The 17,351-nt window shown below is 58.4% G+C and carries 16 protein-coding genes; 14 read left to right on the forward strand and 2 right to left on the reverse strand.

What is annotated here, in order from left to right; genetic code table 11:
• The first annotated feature begins 181 nt into the window (after positions 1-181).
• The 3 genes from K227x_RS05155 to K227x_RS05165 all read left to right on the forward strand — a co-directional run bounded on the left by K227x_RS05155 (position 182) and on the right by K227x_RS05165 (position 4,801).
• On the forward strand, positions 182-3,289 hold the full coding sequence (locus tag K227x_RS05155) for a serine/threonine-protein kinase (RefSeq protein WP_145168516.1): 3,108 nt from the start codon (positions 182-184) through the stop codon (positions 3,287-3,289).
• 106 nt (positions 3,290-3,395) lie between these two features.
• Positions 3,396-3,788, forward strand: a complete 393-nt coding sequence (locus tag K227x_RS05160; protein ID WP_145168518.1) for a hypothetical protein — start codon at positions 3,396-3,398, stop codon at positions 3,786-3,788.
• 362 nt (positions 3,789-4,150) lie between these two features.
• On the forward strand, positions 4,151-4,801 hold the full coding sequence (locus tag K227x_RS05165) for a 3-keto-disaccharide hydrolase (protein ID WP_145168520.1): 651 nt from the start codon (positions 4,151-4,153) through the stop codon (positions 4,799-4,801).
• A 102-nt stretch (positions 4,802-4,903) separates the two neighbouring features.
• On the opposite strand, the gene K227x_RS05170 is transcribed toward K227x_RS05165, so the two are convergent.
• Both K227x_RS05170 and K227x_RS05175 read right to left on the reverse strand, forming a co-directional pair.
• Positions 4,904-5,896: a DUF1559 domain-containing protein gene (locus tag K227x_RS05170; RefSeq protein WP_246146543.1), complete on the reverse strand. Its 993-nt coding sequence runs from the start codon at positions 5,894-5,896 to the stop codon at positions 4,904-4,906.
• A gap of 290 nt (positions 5,897-6,186) precedes the next feature.
• Complete coding sequence (locus K227x_RS05175) at positions 6,187-6,765, reverse strand: hypothetical protein (RefSeq protein WP_145168522.1); 579 nt, start codon at positions 6,763-6,765, stop codon at positions 6,187-6,189.
• 301 nt (positions 6,766-7,066) lie between these two features.
• Here K227x_RS05175 and rpmB point away from each other — a divergent pair, with 301 nt between their 5' ends.
• The 11 genes from rpmB to K227x_RS05230 all read left to right on the forward strand — a co-directional run bounded on the left by rpmB (position 7,067) and on the right by K227x_RS05230 (position 17,275).
• Positions 7,067-7,339: a 50S ribosomal protein L28 gene (gene rpmB, locus K227x_RS05180; protein ID WP_145168524.1), complete on the forward strand. Its 273-nt coding sequence runs from the start codon at positions 7,067-7,069 to the stop codon at positions 7,337-7,339.
• Positions 7,340-7,401: 62 nt separating this feature from the next.
• The gene (gene gatC, locus K227x_RS05185; RefSeq protein ID WP_145168526.1) at positions 7,402-7,707 is read left to right on the forward strand and encodes an Asp-tRNA(Asn)/Glu-tRNA(Gln) amidotransferase subunit GatC; all 306 of its coding nucleotides are present in this window, start codon (positions 7,402-7,404) and stop codon (positions 7,705-7,707) included.
• Between the two features lie 23 nt (positions 7,708-7,730).
• Positions 7,731-9,407: a Na+/H+ antiporter NhaC family protein gene (locus K227x_RS05190; RefSeq protein ID WP_145168528.1), complete on the forward strand. Its 1,677-nt coding sequence runs from the start codon at positions 7,731-7,733 to the stop codon at positions 9,405-9,407.
• 225 nt (positions 9,408-9,632) lie between these two features.
• Positions 9,633-10,694, forward strand: coding sequence for a hypothetical protein (locus K227x_RS05195; protein ID WP_145168530.1), 1,062 nt, complete (start codon positions 9,633-9,635; stop codon positions 10,692-10,694).
• A 93-nt stretch (positions 10,695-10,787) separates the two neighbouring features.
• The gene (locus K227x_RS05200; protein ID WP_246146545.1) at positions 10,788-11,543 is read left to right on the forward strand and encodes a 2-phosphosulfolactate phosphatase; all 756 of its coding nucleotides are present in this window, start codon (positions 10,788-10,790) and stop codon (positions 11,541-11,543) included.
• Positions 11,544-11,598: 55 nt separating this feature from the next.
• Complete coding sequence (locus tag K227x_RS05205; RefSeq protein ID WP_145168535.1) at positions 11,599-12,468, forward strand: ferritin-like domain-containing protein; 870 nt, start codon at positions 11,599-11,601, stop codon at positions 12,466-12,468.
• Positions 12,469-12,471: 3 nt separating this feature from the next.
• On the forward strand, positions 12,472-12,771 hold the full coding sequence (locus tag K227x_RS05210) for an immunity 53 family protein (RefSeq protein WP_145168537.1): 300 nt from the start codon (positions 12,472-12,474) through the stop codon (positions 12,769-12,771).
• 177 nt (positions 12,772-12,948) lie between these two features.
• Positions 12,949-15,621 (forward strand): tetratricopeptide repeat protein, encoded by a 2,673-nt coding sequence (locus tag K227x_RS05215; protein WP_145168539.1) that lies wholly within the window; start codon positions 12,949-12,951, stop codon positions 15,619-15,621.
• Between the two features lie 152 nt (positions 15,622-15,773).
• Positions 15,774-16,223 (forward strand): hypothetical protein, encoded by a 450-nt coding sequence (locus K227x_RS05220; protein WP_145168540.1) that lies wholly within the window; start codon positions 15,774-15,776, stop codon positions 16,221-16,223.
• A 206-nt stretch (positions 16,224-16,429) separates the two neighbouring features.
• Positions 16,430-16,858: a sensor histidine kinase gene (locus K227x_RS05225; RefSeq protein WP_145168542.1), complete on the forward strand. Its 429-nt coding sequence runs from the start codon at positions 16,430-16,432 to the stop codon at positions 16,856-16,858.
• Positions 16,859-16,873: 15 nt separating this feature from the next.
• A complete protein-coding gene (locus K227x_RS05230) occupies positions 16,874-17,275 on the forward strand; it encodes a flagellar basal body rod protein FlgB (protein WP_145168544.1) in 402 nt (133 codons plus the stop codon).
• The last annotated feature ends 76 nt before the right edge of the window (positions 17,276-17,351 follow it).

Raw genomic sequence — 17,351 nt, forward strand, 5'->3', positions numbered from 1 at the left:
CTTATCCTTAGGGAACGCGGCAGCGTTTCGTTGACCATCCCGAACCCGACATTAGTCTGAATCAAACTCTGCCGACAGCGCTGGCGATACCCGCGATACTGAGTTGGCGAGGTGTGGATTGCGACGGATTCGGGAACGCTGTTTTTTTCTTCGATTTGACTCTTGATGGCTGCGAGATTGAATGCCCGCTGATGATTCGATTCGAACCGATGCATCGACGGTGCACCGATCCAATCGATCGGCAGCAACGGCTGATTCTGAACCCGCCGCGTCCAGCGAATCCAATGCGTCCGATTTAGGTCCCAACCCGGCCATTGAAGCGATCGCAGAAGCCAATACGGTGATCCGTGGGACACCGCGTGAAGCGTCCGGGATTGGCGAACCGATCGATCGCACGCCGACGTCGGTGGCGAAGGTCTTGTTGGGGCAACGGCTGAATCACTTCTTGTTGGAAGCGATGATCGGCGGCGGCGGCATGGGAGCCGTCTTCAAGGCCCATGACGAACAGCTCGATCGTACCGTCGCCATCAAGGTGATCCCGTTTGTCGGCGAAGATCCCGACCTGCAGCGACGGTTCCGAAACGAATCCCAAAGTGCCGCCAAGCTGGATCACCCGCGGATTGCCAAGGTGTTCGACGCGGGCAGCCATGGGCGTTGGCACTACATCGTTTTCGAATACGTCGAAGGCACCAACATCCGCGACTGGGTCCAGACCAATGGCCCGTTGTCGATTGACGAAGCCGTTCTGTACACGGTTCAATTGGCAGATGCGTTGCAGCACGCATCGGAGCGAGGGATCGTTCACCGCGACATCAAGCCATCCAACGTGCTGATCGCTAGCGATGGCAAGATCAAACTGGTCGACATGGGATTGGCCAGATCGGACAACCTGGATGTCAGCGAGGACATGACAGCCAGCGGTGTGACGTTGGGAACCTTCGATTACATTTCGCCGGAACAGGCGCATGATCCTCGCGATGCTGATTTGCGCAGCGATATCTATTCGCTTGGTTGTACCCTGCACTTCATGTTGACCGGTGCCCCGCCCTACCCCGGCGGCACGATGTTGCAAAAACTGCTTAGCCACGGCAACGCTCCCCCGCCGGATACTCGCGCACTGCGTCCCGAAGTCAGCGGGAACTTGGTGGCGGTGATCCAGAAGATGTTGGCCAAGAAACCAATCGATCGTTATCAGAACGCGCACGATCTGATTGCCGATCTGCATGTCGTTGCAGCCCGTGACGGACTGACGCGATCGCGGCAGGCGGGATCGGTTGTCGACATCGTTCCCAACGCGATGGTGGGCTGGTTAGAACGCAACCTGCCTTGGATCGCCGCAGCCGCGCTGCTGGTCGCGACCGCTGGATGGCTGCATCTGGAATCTGCTGCGACGCGTGACGACGTGGTCATCCCCAGTTCGGCGACCCTGCCCCAGCGAATCAGTGCGCCGCCGATTGGCGGCACCGGGGGCGACGGTGCGGGCCGCGATGGCGCGGGCAGTGATCCTGCGACCGGTCGATCGGTCGGCACCACGACCACTGGCACAGGCACCAACGGGGCGTCGGCGCCTGCGTCGGATGTCGGACCCACACCCGCCAATCCGCCGGAAACCCCATCGGGGGCAACTCCGTCGCCGGCCACCAACCCACCCAAGGACCGTGCCGGTTCCCCGACGACCAGTGACGCGGCCCGCCAGATGATCGAAGGGCTAGCCAGGACCGGGCCGAACGGGCTGACCGATTTTCCGATCCCCAGCGAATTTCTGGTTCCCACGATGACGCCGCCAACGGTGCGTATCGAATCGTTGCCCGATCGATTGATCGATGGGTCAGTGGTTCGTGACCAGGCGTCCAGCCCGAACGGGAAAAGCTTAGACGGCGATGGGGCGTCATCCGATCGGATGGCCGCTCGTCCCGACGAAGACGCGGTGGTGGTCGATCCGTCGATGAACTTGTCCACACCCACGTTGGTGCGAGTAGTCGGTCCGGACCTGGATCCGGCGATCGATCGGGACAGCAGCGGGGCGGCGCTGGCGCCATCGTTGGCACGGGCGATCGAGTTGGCCAATCAGTTTCAGATCACGCATGTCGAAATCGCGGTTCCGGTCCTGTACACCCCGCCGGTTCGAATCGATATCGATGATCTGTGGATCACGTCCTCTGTTGGCGGTGGCAGCGTGGTCGTGTTCCAGTCGCCCAAACGGGTGACCATGCAATCGGCAAAAATGATCTCGGTTGGATCGCATCCGATCGAGTTCAATGATCTGCATTTTGTTTGGAACGTTCCCAGCGACGAAATCGATGGCGGCGCGGTATTTGAAGTCAACGACAATCAGTCGATCGAATTGACCGACTGCAGCATCACGGTCAACAACCCGGCGTTTCGTGACGAGGTTTATGCGTTCGACATCGTGACCGATCCGGAAAAATTAAGCTCGCGGCGATCACGCAGCTCAGCGGGGGATTCATCCACCGGCACGTCCAACAACGCGTCGGCGACCGAGGATGCAGCCGATGATTTTCCATTGGTCGATATGAAACTTTACAACGTCGTTATCCGCGGACAGATGACGATGGTGCACATGGACTATGCCGCCAAACTTTGGCTAGATTGGGACAACGGGCTGTTGGCCGTGACCGATCGGATGATCGATACCGCCGGGGCTCGCGTGTCGCCCCCGTTCGGGGCTGGCGGTATCAAACTGTCGTTGATGCGGTTGACCGCGCACACACCCAAGGGCGTGATGCGGACCCGGTTGGGAGTCAGCGGAGCATTTCCGTTTGGTGTCACGCGGCAAGCGCGAAAGAGTCTGTTCATCGTCGATCCCGCATCTCCGCATTTCGAGGTCACGGGGTTGCCCGACGCCGACCTGGATATGGACTGGCTGCGTCTGGACGGGTCCGGGAACGCCTACGTCGTCGACCCCTCGCTGAGCGATCCGATGCTGCGGGTGTCAACTTCCGACGGTCAGGTCCAGACGACGCGGATGAGCGAACTGTCTACTGCCCCTCCATCGTGGGCTGATGAACACCGCCCTAGGTGGTCGGTCCAATGGATGACGACGAGATTGACGGATAAATCGATGAGCCAGCGGCGTCCTGCCGATTATCGTCAAGATGATACGGCCTCGCCGCCGGGATTTGACGAGAAATCCTTACCGACACTGCCTTTGATCGAGAGCGTGTCGTTTTTTCGGCCAGACCATCCCATTTCGACCCTATTTGCCGAGTCTGATCGCGATCGAGACACATTTTCGGTTTCCGCCGATTTGACTTTTCACCGCCCGTAATACTTAATGTGGGTGCCGGTACTGCCGCGGATTCCTTGCGGATGGCTGCCGATTCCTACCTTACGAAGCCCACCTGACTACGACCCACACCCTTCGGAGTGAATGCATGAAACGATTGGCAATGATGTTTGGATGTTTGATGATGCTTGCGACGCCAGCGATGGCGATCAGCGAGTTCGGCAAACAATGGAAGAACGAATACCTTGGCGACGGTGTCGACGACGAGTTCAAGTCGGCTGGCCGCAAAGCTGGCTGCTACGTCTGCCACGTCAAAGGCGAAGATAAAAAGAAAGTCCGCAACGAGTACGGCAAGGCTTTGGGCGAATTCTTGGACGCCAAAGACTTCCCCAAAGACTACCTGAAGGATAACCCCGAAGAAGCCAAAGCCAAGATCTTGGAAGGCTTCAAGAAAGTCGGCGAAAAGAAAAGCTCGGACGGCAAGACCTTTGCCGAGAAGATCAAGGCCAACGAACTGCCTGCAACCGACGCCGGTCTGTAGTCGAACCAACGGTTTTCTTCGCAAACTGCGACTGAAAATTTGATTTTTAAGTCCGCTTGCCGAGATCGCCGGCAAGCGGGCTTTTTTTATGCGCCCCCCCCCCGCGTCCGGCCGACCATCAGGATCCGTTCCAACGCTGTGAAGCGTTTCGTAGCGGAAGTCGCCAAGACTTTCGGTGATCCCACATGCTAGTGCCGCGCGGGCGAATGGACCTGGTTTGGAAAGCCGACGCGTTCGCCAGCGCGTCGACGTGGAATCCCTCGCCAGCGCGTCGGGTACCATTTTGCCACGCAACCCTCATTCGTCGCGGTCTGCCTGTTTCCCTCCCCCACCTTCTTTCGCTTTTGATAAGAGTATTTGTGATGCATCTGCGTGTTTTGTTGACTTGTTTGTTCGTCGGTTCGCTCGCTGGCGGATTGGTGGCTGCTGATTCACCTGTGTCTGAATCTGGCGATGGCTATGTGTCGTTGTTCGACGGAAAGTCTTTCGATGGATGGAAGAAAGCGGACGAAAATCCGGACAGCTGGAAGGTCGAAGACGGCAAATTGGTGTGCCAGGGGGATCGCTGTCACCTGTTCTATGTTGGACAAGAATCACCCTGGAAGAATTTCCACTTCAGCGCCGAAGTGATGACCACGCCTGGCAGTAATGCCGGAATCTACTTTCACACCCAGTATCAGTCACAGGGTTGGCCGAAAGCTGGATTTGAATGCCAGGTCAACGTGTCGCACAAGGATCCGAAAAAATCCAGCAGCCTGTACGCGGTCGAAAATGTTGCCGACCCAGGAGTCCAGGACAACGAGTGGTACACCCAGGAAATTATCGTCCGGGGCAACCATGTTGTACTGAAGATCAACGGTCGAACGCTGGTCGATTACACCCAACCGGCCGACAAACAGGCTTTCGACAACAACTTTGACCGGTTGCTGGGCGAAGGCACTTTTGCTCTGCAGGCGCACGATCCGGAAAGCAAGGTTTACTTCCGAAACCTGAAGGTCAAACGGCTACCGTAGGTCGGCAGCCCACCGAGGGAGACGGGAACGTTGGGGCAGCGGAAATCGCCTGTCCCACCCGCCTTACCCCGCGTGATTCGCCGGTAGTGCCCCAGTCGCGAACTACTGCCACACCGATTGGTCGTAGACTTCGCGATTGCCGCGGGAACCGATGGCGTGACGAATCGACGCGTCCAGGCTGTCGGTCATGAACTGGACCGATCCGTCGCACATCAATGCATGCACGCCGCCGGTGTGGAAACTGCCGACCGACGATTCCAGCACTTCTTTGGGGACGTCTTGCAGATTGATGCCGTGTTTCAGCGACATCAGCACTTCGGAAAAATCGGTGCCCGTGCCTCGATCAAAGTCGGGGTGGTACAGCGAAAAATGGTCACAGATGCCACACTCGTTGAGGTCGATGTAACGAGTTTCGGAAATCATCACCGTGTGGCTCAGCCCGTCTAGGATTCCTTGGAACCGGATCGTCGGTGGCCACGGTGCTTGGCTGGGATTGGTGACACAGTCGGTGACTCGCAGAACTCCGTTTCCGGCTTCCATCCCCAAGTAGGTGGACGTCGAATACGTATCACGATCGATATTGCTGCCGGCGTTGCCCAGATAGCTGTTCATGGCTCGCGATTCGATCAGACCACCATCTTCGGACAGATAATCGGGGCCCGGTTGGCTGGGGCAGCGATAGGTGGGAACCAAGGTCTGCGACAGTTCCCGCAATCGTTGGCTTTCGGGGGTGTTGGACGTTGCCCAGCCCTCTTCGCCCTGTGGGGTTCGATCCCACAGCGCGGTTTGCTCGATGAATGGCAACAGGTCCGTCGTCCAGCTTTGGCCCCATCCGCCCTTGGCGCCCCAAGGCAGTGACCGGTAGGTGGATTCGTAGTTGTGCATGCCCAGACCGATCTGGCGCAGATGGTTCTGGCACTGGACTCGTCTAGCGGCTGCGCGTGCGGCCTGTACCGCAGGCAGCAACAGGCCCACCAAAATGCCGATGATGGCGATCACGACCAACAATTCGACCAACGTGAACGCCGTGCGCGGGCGGATACGTCGGCTTGGTTGACCGCTGAGGCGTTTCGAATGGAAAGTGAGCTCTTGCAAGCTGGTGGCCTAGTCACACGCACGGGGGCAATCTGCGAACGATTGGCCGCCTAAATGCGGTTGAAGGGAGTCTTCCGTCGATAGGAAACCAGATCGTGTTCCATTCGGTCTGGCACAGCCCCATTTTTACCAGCCTGGAAGGCCGAGGGAACCTTCAATCCCCCGAAAAATGCGGATCGCGTCCGCCATCACCCGGGGGAAACGCTTTCGCGGGCAGGCACTTTGTCGATGATGATCGCTTCGGGGTGGTTTGCATTCCGCACACCGTGGGGGGTGGGTTGTCGGGTGGGCTACATCCCTAGCATTGCGTTGACGAACCCTTGGATGGCAGGGTGGGTGGCTTTTTTGACTCGAAGCCGGTCACCGGGCTGCAGGGCGTAGTCAAATTCGGGGCGCACCGAATAGGCGTCATCGTCCATTTTGCATTCCAGCGGGATGCCCGCGATGGACGTTGCGGAATGGCGGAACAGGGTTGCTTCGATCGTACCGAGCTTCTTTTGAACGCCGGTTTGCTTCAGCAGGTTGCTGATATAGACACTTCGTCCGTCGGTCGGCAGCGGCAAAACACGCGTCGGCGGCGAATCGCCGGGCACGTGCAACACGATCCCGCCCTGGGATCTGGCTTGGCGGACCGCGTTGTAGACTTCCTCGGCTTCGGTCGACGGCAGCTGTGGGACGCCTTCCATGCCCGCGTAGCCATCCAATTCCGATGACGGGTGGGAAAACGGGCTGCTTGGGATGTGAATCGTCGAGCAGCCGGTTGTCAGCATGACCAAGCTAGCCCATGCGACGATGGCCCCGGTTCGGCCCAGGACAGCCGCCCCAAGGGTGGTGGAAGACTCGTGGCGGCGTGCTAGATGGAATGTCATGGGGAGTGACTGGAGGGTTGAGGTTTCTGGTCCGAATTCGGCTTCGGCAATTTTGGCAGACTTTGTCGGTGAGGAGGTCTGTTCGGTCGATCGGCAATTTTCAGACTGGCCGTGAATGAAATTCGATCAAACGTCCAAAAAGATCCCAAATCGCCTCAAGTGGGCCCCCGTCTGGTGTATTCCCGTTCTGTTTTCGGATCCAACGGAATCCTGCTTCACGAAAATCGAAACAGACTGTATAGTGCTGGGCTTCTCGAAACACCAATCCATCGATCATCCATAGCAAATCAAGAGAACCGTAATGGCACGGCAATGTGAAGCGTGCGGCAAGAAAGTCCAAATGGGCAACCGCATCGAAACCCGCGGTAAGGCTAAGTACTTGGGCGGTGTCGGTACGAAAATCACCGGAATCACGCGACGAAAGTTCGTCCCGAACCTCCAAAAAGTCCACGTAACGACGCCTAACGGCGAGAACAAGACTTTGCGAGTGTGCGTTCAGTGCATCCGCAGTGGTGTGGTTCGTAAGACGGTCAAGACCAAGCCGTTTGACGTTGGTAATTCGGGCAAAAAGTAGCCTGCGTGGCAGGCTTTGGCCTGCCTCTTTTCCCGCAATCAACGCTTGAAAAGGCCTGCTTCGTGTCACTTACCGATGACGACGTCCGCAAACTAGCACTCCTGGCGCGGCTGGAATTGTCAGCCGCCGAGGTCGAAAAGGTGCGTCCACAATTGGACAGCATCCTGGGGTTTGTGCGCAAGTTGTCTCAGTTGGATACCGAAGGTGTCGAACCGATGACGACGGCGCTGGACGTCGATAATCGGTGGCGTGAAGACGTGCCGGTTGAAAGTCTGCGCCGCGATCAGGCGCTCGCCAACTCGCCATCGCACGATGACGAGTGTTTTCTGGTGCCGCCTGTGCTCGGTTCGGTCGGCTCGCGGAAGTAATCGGCCGTGGCTGAAAGGTTCTGATGGACATCGCCGCAGGACCCGAGTCGCTGTTGCCGCCGTTGGTCGCCATCTCGCTGGCGATTGCATCACGCCGCGTCGTGTTGCCCTTGGCCGCCGGTGTCTTTGTCGGAGCGGTATTGCTCTCCAGACGTGTTGCTGACGGCAGTTGGGCACCGATCCCCTCTTTGCGGCTCGCCGACGGTCACGTGCTGCTTTCTTGGCGACCGCCGGATGGCAGTTGGTGGGAATCACCGGTCATTTTCATCCAGTCGATGTACCATTCCGTGGTCTCGCTGTCGCACTTTCAGGTTCTGGTTTTCAGCTTGCTGCTGGGGGCGATGGTCGGCGTGCTGGAAAAAGGCGGTGGAATGCGAGCATTGATCCAGCGTCTGTCGCAGCGTGTTCGGACCCGCTGTGGTGCGCAGGCGATGGTGGCAACCTCGGGGCTGGCGATCTTCTTTGACGACTATTCCAACACATTGCTGGTCGGCGGGACGATGCGGACCACTGTCGATCGGTTCGGCGTATCGCGAGAAAAACTTGCTTATTTGGTCGATTCTACGGCGGCGCCGGTCGCGGGTTTGTCGGTCGTCAGCACCTGGGCGGCGATCGAAATCAGTTACATGGCCGACGGTTTGACGGCCGCCGGGATCGAGGGCAATTCGGCTGCGTTCGAGATGTTCATTCAGTCGATCCCGTACCGGTTCTATCCCTGGTTGGCGCTGGTGATGGTCTACCTGGTTTCGCTGACAGGCCGCGACTTGGGGCCGATGAAGCGGTTCGAATCGGATGCGGCCCAGTCGATCGGTCACGCCTGTTCCGCAAAGTCCGACGTGCTGTCGGCTGACACGAAATCGGACGGCTGGTTGTGGATGGCGGCGGTCGTTCCAGTCATCGCGTGCGTGATCGCCGTGGGAATCGTTCTGGTCATGACCGGAGTCCGTGCCTTGGGACCGGATGCAATGGGAACGGATGACGGTTGGTTGCGTTTGGCCGGGCAGGTGCTCGGAAACGGCGACTCCTACGTCGCGCTGATGGTGGGCGGTGGCGTGGGGTTGGTGATGGCTGTCGTGATGCATCTAGGGATGGGGGGCTGTGATGCTAGCACGGCCGGTTGGGCTGCGCTTGCAGGCGCAGCTCAGATGTTGCCTGCGATGCTGATCTTGTGGTTCGCTTGGGCGCTCTCGGCGATGACCGAACCCGACAATCTGGACACGGGCGGCTACTTGGCCAGCGTGTTGTCCGACCGGCTGGATCCACGATTTCTGCCGACGGTGGTGTTTCTGTTAGCCGGTGCGATCGCGTTTTCGACCGGCACCAGCTGGGGCACGATGGCGATTCTGACTCCGCTTTCGATCGCGCTGGCTTTGAAACTAGATCCGGCTGCTGGCCAGCATGGTGCCGTTGCGTTGTCGACCTGTGGGGCGGTATTGGCCGGAGCCATCTTTGGCGACCATTGTTCGCCGATATCCGACACCACCGTCTTGTCCAGTCGAGCCAGTGGATGTGACCACCTTTCTCACGTTCGAACTCAGATGCCGTACGCCATCGTGGTCGGTCTCGTTTGTATCGTGACCGGTACTTTGCCATCGGCACTGGGCGTGTCGCCATGGATCTGTTTGACCGCCGGCAGCATCATTTTGACGGCGATCGTGTTTCGCTTTGGCCGAATTCCCGAAGTTGACTGCGGCGAATAGACGGCGGGCGGCCAGATTCACCCGTGCATCCTTTACATCGGATTGAATGATCTACCACGGATCGCCGATAGAAGACGTTCGAGAGGGATTGTCGAAAACCATCGCATTTTCGGCAGCCGGGTGACGAATCGATGATATTTTTGATTCGATTTTTGGAATATTGGACGACATGGCATCGGTCTTGCACTATTCGGCCAGGAAGACATAGGGAAGTAAGATGTCGTCATGCCAACGACAGATTTCGAATTCAAAGGACGGATGATGAAACGATACCACTGGGTCGCCTTGACGGCCGCGAACTTCGCCTTCCTGATATGGGCCTCCCTGGTATGGGTAGGATCGGCGACGTCCCAAGACTTCGATACACCGCAGACCCGTTTGCGTCCCATCGGGGCACCCAGTGCCGTGGATCAGTACATCGGTCAGCCCGCCGATCGTTACGCCGGCCGGGCCGACCAGCAGACCCCACCGTCGGCATCCTTTGCCATCCGACCTGCGGTCCAGTACCGTGAAACTGCCTACAACGCTTCGCCGGGATCTTATGCGGCCAGCCCGATCGGGACTGCGTCCTACGGTTCAGGTGGCGGCTACGATTCCAGCGTCCGTCAAACCGCGATGCAGCAGATGACGTTGCCGTCCGGTGCCACCACGGGCCCCGGCGGGCCGGTTGCCGGGACATCGCCTGGTTTCACGTCGCCGCCGTCGACTGGGTTTCCGGTGACGCCACCGCCCGCGATGACCGCTTCGCCTGGGGCACCCCAGTTCACGCCGCCAACGACTTCCCAGCTGGGGGCAGCGCCCAATAACGGGGCCCCTATGAACGGATCGCAACCACGAAGTCTGCCTTCGTTCCCGTCACAGTCCGTGCCGTTGGCCCAGCAGTCGATCGGATCCAGCAGCGATTTGACGCCAATTCCACAGCCGCAGATGTCCGGTGGTGGATTCGCAACCATTTACAACTGCCCCAACGTCAGCGCCCCAAGCAGCTATTCGGCCGCCAGCGGGATTGGCTGTGGACAAGTCGGGTACCAAGCGCCCACAGGGTACGCGCCATCCACTTTGGTGCCGATGACGAACGGGACTCTACCACCGGGAACGATCCCACCGCCGGGACAAGTGGCAGCCCCGATTGCCGTCGCGCCGGCCAACTCAGCACCCGTTGGCCCACTGTTGAACTTCGGCCAGTCGGTCAACCCTGTCCAGGTCGGACCTGGTCTGCTGGGGCAACCGACCGCCTATGTTCCCGGCCAATACGTTCGCAACTGGTTGCGTTACTTGACGCCTTAGATCTCGGTCGATTCTGTGTGCGATTGACCGACGAAACCAGCGTCCCGTGTATCGCACGAAGCCTGGTGAAGCGTTTCTTCAAGAGTTGTTCTGTTGCAAATTCATACGTCATTGAGCCCTGCGGATCCCATTCCATCGGCCGCTGCCGACGTGGCGATTGTGATCGATGTTCTACGCGCCACCTCCGTTGCGACGACGGCATTGCAATCGGGGGCAAAGCAGATATTGGCTTGCCGCGAAATCGATGCGGCTCGCGCGTTGGCTGCATCGCTGGGGCCACAGACTTTGTTGTGTGGCGAACGTGGCTGTCGCCCGATCGAAGGTTTTGATTGCGGAAATTCGCCTGCCGAATACACGGCCGACCGAGTGGCAGATCGGACGTTGATCCTGACAACTACCAACGGAACCCGCGCGATTCAATCCGCGTCATCGGCTCGCACCATGGTGTTGGCTAGCTTCTTGAATCTGTCGGCAGTCGTTCAGCACGTTCATCGCTTCGAAAGCCTGCACGTGGTGTGCGCCGGTACGGACGGTCAAGTCACCGGCGAAGACGTATTGCTTGCCGGCGCAATCATTGACGGGGTTCTGCTGCACAGGACCGATGCGACCGATTCCGATGCCCCTTCCCCGCTCTGTGACGCATCCCGAATTGCACGCCAGTTTTGGTGTGGATCGCTGCCGAATCCAGATCCGGATACGCTGCGGAAATGCTTGGAAAACACGTTGGGTGGACGAAACCTGATTCGTGTTGGATACGCCGACGACCTATCGCGATGCGCTGCCATCGATTCCGGTCCCATCATCCCCTACCGAACGCAGCTAGAACCGGCCACGTTCCAGGTGATGTAGGTCATTGGCCCAGTGGTTGGCCGCGAACGTAGAACTGTCGACGGCGAAGGTGCACGTGACCGAGACATTTATCAAAGCTTCTCCGAATCACTGGAAGCCTGACGATTTTGATTTGTCCAGTGTCCGCCTTGACGCTTCTTTGCTGCATATCACCAAGACCATCTGCTTGCTGGAATCTCGATGCGACGATTACGCCGAGTACCTGCAGGCGATCTTTCGCGATCGCGACGCCAGTTGGACTTCGGCGATTGAACGTTGGAACGTCGAAGAATGCCAACACGGGTTCACACTGCGCACTGTCTGCGAATCCACGGATCCCAATTTTCAGTTCGACGAATCAATGTCGGCGTACGAATCGTTGGTTTCCTATCACGAACCGACGGGCGAATCCGTCCGCGGTTGTGTCGCTGCCGAAATGGTTTCTCGATGCGTCGTCGAGGCGCTAGCGAGTGCCCTGTACCGTGTGCTTGCCGATGCGGCGACGGATCGGAATGTGGGCGCGGTATACACCGCGCTTGCACAGGACGAGGCGAGGCACTACGGCATGTTCATGAAGATGCTCAGTGCCGAAGCGAGGGCCGATCCCAGCATCGGGTTCTGGACGCGTTGTTCGTTCGCCCTGAAACGGATGCTGGAACTAGAGGACGGGCAAATCATGTTTGCATCTTGCATCGTCGCGGGGCGGTCCCAGCAGCCGATCCGAAGACGCCGCGAAGCCAACTGGTACCTGGCGAAACTCTATCGTCTTTACCGTTGGAAACATCTACGATACGCGGTGCGAATGTTGTTGCCGGTCATCGGTGTCCGCGCGAATCGATGGCTGGTGTGGCCAGCGACGGCGCTGATTTGGACTGCGGTCAAGGTTCGTCTGTGGTTGGCCCAGATCGCAAACCGTGTTTCCTTTCTTCCCGCTGACGCCGATTGATCTATGCCTGACTCGCTAGACCGACTGCAACAGTGGTACCAGTCGCACTGCAACGGACAATGGGAACATTCCAATGGGGTGTCGATTGAAACGCTGGACAACCCGGGATGGTCGCTGCGAATTGATTTGTCCGGTACCGAATACTCCGGCCGCAAATTGGACAGGATCGACAACGGCATTTCGAGTGCAAAGCGGACGTGGACGGCGCGCTGGATTGAAAACGATCAGTTCTGCGCAGCCGGAGGTCCGTCTACTTTGCCATCGCTGATCGAAAGCTTTTTCGAATGGGCGGATTCGCAGTGAAATGAAGTCAGTGAAGTCATCTGGATCAAGGCGCAGAGCAACGTCGATCGGGAGACCGCGGGCTGCGTGCACTGCCTACTGACCTACTGACCTACCGGCCCGCGATTCGATTTCGCTCTTGTGGGTGGCACCGGGGGTTTGGTACGCCTTGGGTTTCACGCACACGCCCGATTCCCCATGGCAGATCCGAAACCTAACGACCAAGCGAAGGCCGGTTCACCGAAACGGAGTGATACGGTCACGACCGCTTTGATGGCGGCAGCTGCCCTGGTAGCCGTCGGCGGGTTCGCCATGTTGTTTTCGCTGTGGTGGCGGTCCGGGGTTACCGATTCGTACGAAGTGTTGCGAGTGGCGGCCCAGGAATTCGTGGCCGGCCGACCCATCCTGGCTGGTGAACTGGCGCAAACCGTTCGTTTCGAAGGCGAGCCAGAGCCGCTGAAGACGGACCCCGATACGGGGGATCCGATCGAGCTGCCGCCGCCGGAGGAAGAGGTGCCGCAGATTGCCGACCCCGACGTCGAGCTGACTGCCGAGGAAATTGAGGCTCAGGCCGCAGCCGATATCCATCAAGAATGGATTCGACTGAGAGATTTCCTGATTGGCGCCGGAAGGGTCGCTCAGGTTGAACAAGTCGAAGATATCCGTGAACGTCGTCAACTGCTGATCGATGCGATCAAACCGCTGGAAGCTGCACGCAACAACGGGTTTCCTGTGGGGCGGCAGACCGAAGGCTATCAAATACTGGGGATGGCACAGTACCGACTGGGACGATTTTCTGACGCTGCCGATTCGCTGCTCGCTGCGGTAGAACGGGATCCAACGCTGCGGCGCCAACTTCGTCCGATCATCGCTGAGGTTCAGCTACGATCCGGTGGGGTGGCGGTAGCCGCGGCACTGGACACCATCAACGAACACTTGCGTGACGGATCGCTGACCCATCGCCAGCGGTGGGCGGCCACGTTGATCCAATTGCGGTCGCTGGTCGAATTGAAGCGGTTCGGCGAGGCCAACACCCGGATCACGGAATTGCTAGCGATCCCGTTTGTTTCGGACGTGACTCTGCAGGCCGAACAGGTTGAATTTCGTAACGAGGTTTCCTTGGTAGCAGCCATCATCGAAGTGATGAAGGCGACCGGGCGGTATGGACCATTCCCGGCGACGGAATTCGAGGACCGTAGCGACGCGATCAAGGATTTAGCGCAAACCGACGAAGAACTGGGACGATTGCAGCGAGAATCGGGACCACAGACTTCTGCCAAGGCACGGTTGTGGCTAGCCCGCAGCCTATTGGTGCAGGGAAGACAAGACGAAAGCCTCAGCCATCTGACCGCCGTTCGCAGTCAGCGACCGTTCGGCGCCATGGCAATTTTAGGCGGCTTGGAAGAAATCGAATTGCTGGCGCGGCTGCGGCGCGGTGACGAAGTCTTGCAAACGACGCGGTACATGATGCGAGAAATCGCGGATCCCAGCGGCTTCGATGCCGATGCGGTCACCTTCAAAGCTTTCAAACGCAGGCTGTCTTCGGCGATCGAAAACCTGCGTCGGGGCGGCGACTATCCCAACGCCATCGACACCGCTCGCAGTCTGCCACCGGTGATCGATGTGGCGGATGCGTTGAGCGAGGAAGCGATCGGGTATGGCGAGTGGGCAGAGGCAACGATTCGTGATGGGACCGATGTATCGGGGGAACTAGCCCGCTCGGCCTCGATCCTAGCCCGTTCACGATTTCGGGCCTCCGGCGATGCGTATGCCCAATCGGCACAGCTGAATTTTGATACCAAGAAATACCTGCCGGCTCAGTGGTCGGCGATCGATGCGTACCAAAAGGGCCGACATTTCCGGCGCAGTATCCGCTTGCTGGAACCCTACCTGCGGTACGAAGAACGACAGAAATTGCCACGCGGTTTGGTCGCCTACGGTCGTGCTCTGTTGGCCGAAGGGGCCGAAGACAAAGCGATCCAGGCAGTGGAGACATGCATCGTCGAATATCCACGAGATCCGCTTCGGTATGACGCCCGATTGCTGGCTGCCGAAGCGCATGCCGAACGCCAAGAACTGGACAAGGCGCGTCAATATTTGATGGATAACCTGCAGGACGGGGAACTGACGCCGCAAAGTCCGGCGTGGCGTGACTCGTTGTTGCGGCTGGGCGAACTGGTCTACGAACAGGCCTACCAGGGCCATCTGGCCGCGGAACAGGCCACCGGCGAACAGGCGATTCAATTGATGCGAGAGAATCAACCGGTTCTGGAGGAAGCGATTCGGTATCTCGAAGAAGCGGTCGAACGCTACGAAAAGCCCGCGACCTTGAATGCCGCTTACCTAGCGGCCAGATGTCATGTGTTGGCAGCCAACTGGCCGCGTATCGAAGCCGAGTCGCCCGAAATTTTAGAAGCTGCCAAGCGTTCCCTGCGAACCCGTGCCGATCAAGAACTGCAAATTGCCTTGGACAGCTTTACCAACCTGCGAAGCGAATTGGTGATGCGGGAAGAAGAAGTCCAATTGCCACCCAACGAAGAAGCGATGCTGCGAAACTGTTATCTAGCAGAGGCCAGTACGATGCGTCAGATGGACCGGTTGGAAGATGCTAGCACAGCCTATCGAACCGTCGAACTTCGCTACATGAACGAACCGACTGCGTTGGAGGCGATCTTGGGGCGAGTCGCCTGTGCCAAGGATTTGGGCCGCACCAAGGAAGCCGATCTGTTGATCCGCCAAGCGTACATCGTGTTGGGACGAATCCCACCGGACTACGATGATCGCTTCGCCGACACGACCCGTTTCGACCGCAAAGGGTGGGAACAGTACCTGACATGGATGAATAATCGAATCACCGAGGGCGGCGTTTAGCGATGCAAAACCGCGGTTTGTCGATTTTCGTGAGCCGTTACGCGATAGCGTCACCCGGAAAACCGGGGCGATCGCCCAAACGGCTGACATGAAATTTGAAACTCGATTCGATCGACGAGCCGCTAGCCCCAGTATTACGAAGGAATCGGACAATGAAGGCTGATGAACTAACCTCGCTGGTCCAGCAACGTTTCGAAGCGTTGATGGAACTGTTGGACATGGGGCAGTTGCAAATCACCGCGATCAACGAAAATCGGATGACGGATCTGATGCGGATCCTGAGCGACAAACAGCCTGCGATCGCTCGCTTGACCGAAATCGCTCGTCAACTGGCGACGGCCGTCGACGATGATCCTGAACAGCGTCGATGGTCCTCGGATGCGGCTCGCCAGCATTGCCGAACCATGCAACAGCAGTGCGAATTGATGCACCAGGAACTGTTGGCGATCGAAGCCGACTGTGAAACTCGGCTCACCGAAACTCGGGATTCGGTTCAAGAAAAGCTAACGCGTTTTGAAAGCGGCCGCGTCGCTGCCAACAGTTACGCCCGGTCGCAAACGATCGATCAATCGGGCGGCAGCTTGGATTTGTCGAGCGACTGAACGGTTTCAAACCATTTCGGTCAAACTCGTTACGACCGACAAAGAACTTTTTGAAGGGGCGTGCGAGCAAAAAGTGCCCGCTGAAACCTAAACCGCTCTTGCGTCGGATGTCCGCTGCAAGGTATCAGCCAAGATGAAGTTTTTGTGGGTCATGGATTGACCCAGACGACAGACGAATTCGTCACCGAAGGAATCGGAAACCTACCATGACAAATCATTGGATCGACCCGAAGACGAGCCATTCTTTAGCCGTTCTGGTGGAATCGGTCACGGTTCCTTTACTGATCGAACACGCGGGACCCGTTTGCCTAGAACTGGACATCGACACGCAAATGAAAGTGCCTGCCGATCCGGGACGCACGGTCGATTTGGTGCGAGCCCTGGTTGGCCAATCACTGGCCGAAATGTCCGACGGTGGCGATCTGACGATCACCGCCTGCGAAACCGCTGATGGGGTCGAACTGGAATTCGCCGATACCGGCAGCGATGTGGGGCGACGCCCCCAAAGCCGTCCGATGGCGGTCGCCGCGATCGGTGCCAGCGTCGAATGGCAGAATTGCCCTCAGGGTGGTGGCAGTGTGACCGTCAAGTTCCCTCGCGCCGTCGCTGCGATGCCTCGTCGCCGGGCAGCCTAGAAGGAAACGATCGTCATGCAGGGCATCTTTGGCGGAACGCCGATCCAAGCACTCGAGCACACGTTGACCTTTGCTCAGCGACGGCACGAACTGCTGGCGGGCAACCTGGCCAATATGGATACGCCCGGCTACCGATCGCGTGACTTGGACACGAACGAGTTTCAGAACGCGCTGGCTGAATCGATCGACAACGCCAACCGTCCTGTTTCGCATTCATCCGGTCCATACACTCGCGATGACCTGTATTCAGGCCCGCGTGCAGCGACCGAACAAGTGGTGTTCCATGACGGCAGCGATGTATCACTGGAACAACAAGTGACCGAATTGGCAAAAAACCAACACTTGCACGGTTTAGCGATCACGACCATGCGAAGCCAGTTCGCCCTGCTTCGCGCCGCGATCACTGAACGCGCATAGGACTGAGCGATCAAAAGGTGTCTGACCCCTTTTGATCGCACGATCCCTAGGCCCTCCGCCGAGGGCCACAGCGAAC

It is taken from the genome of Rubripirellula lacrimiformis, assembly GCF_007741535.1.
Classification (GTDB): Bacteria; Planctomycetota; Planctomycetia; order Pirellulales; family Pirellulaceae; genus Rubripirellula; species Rubripirellula lacrimiformis.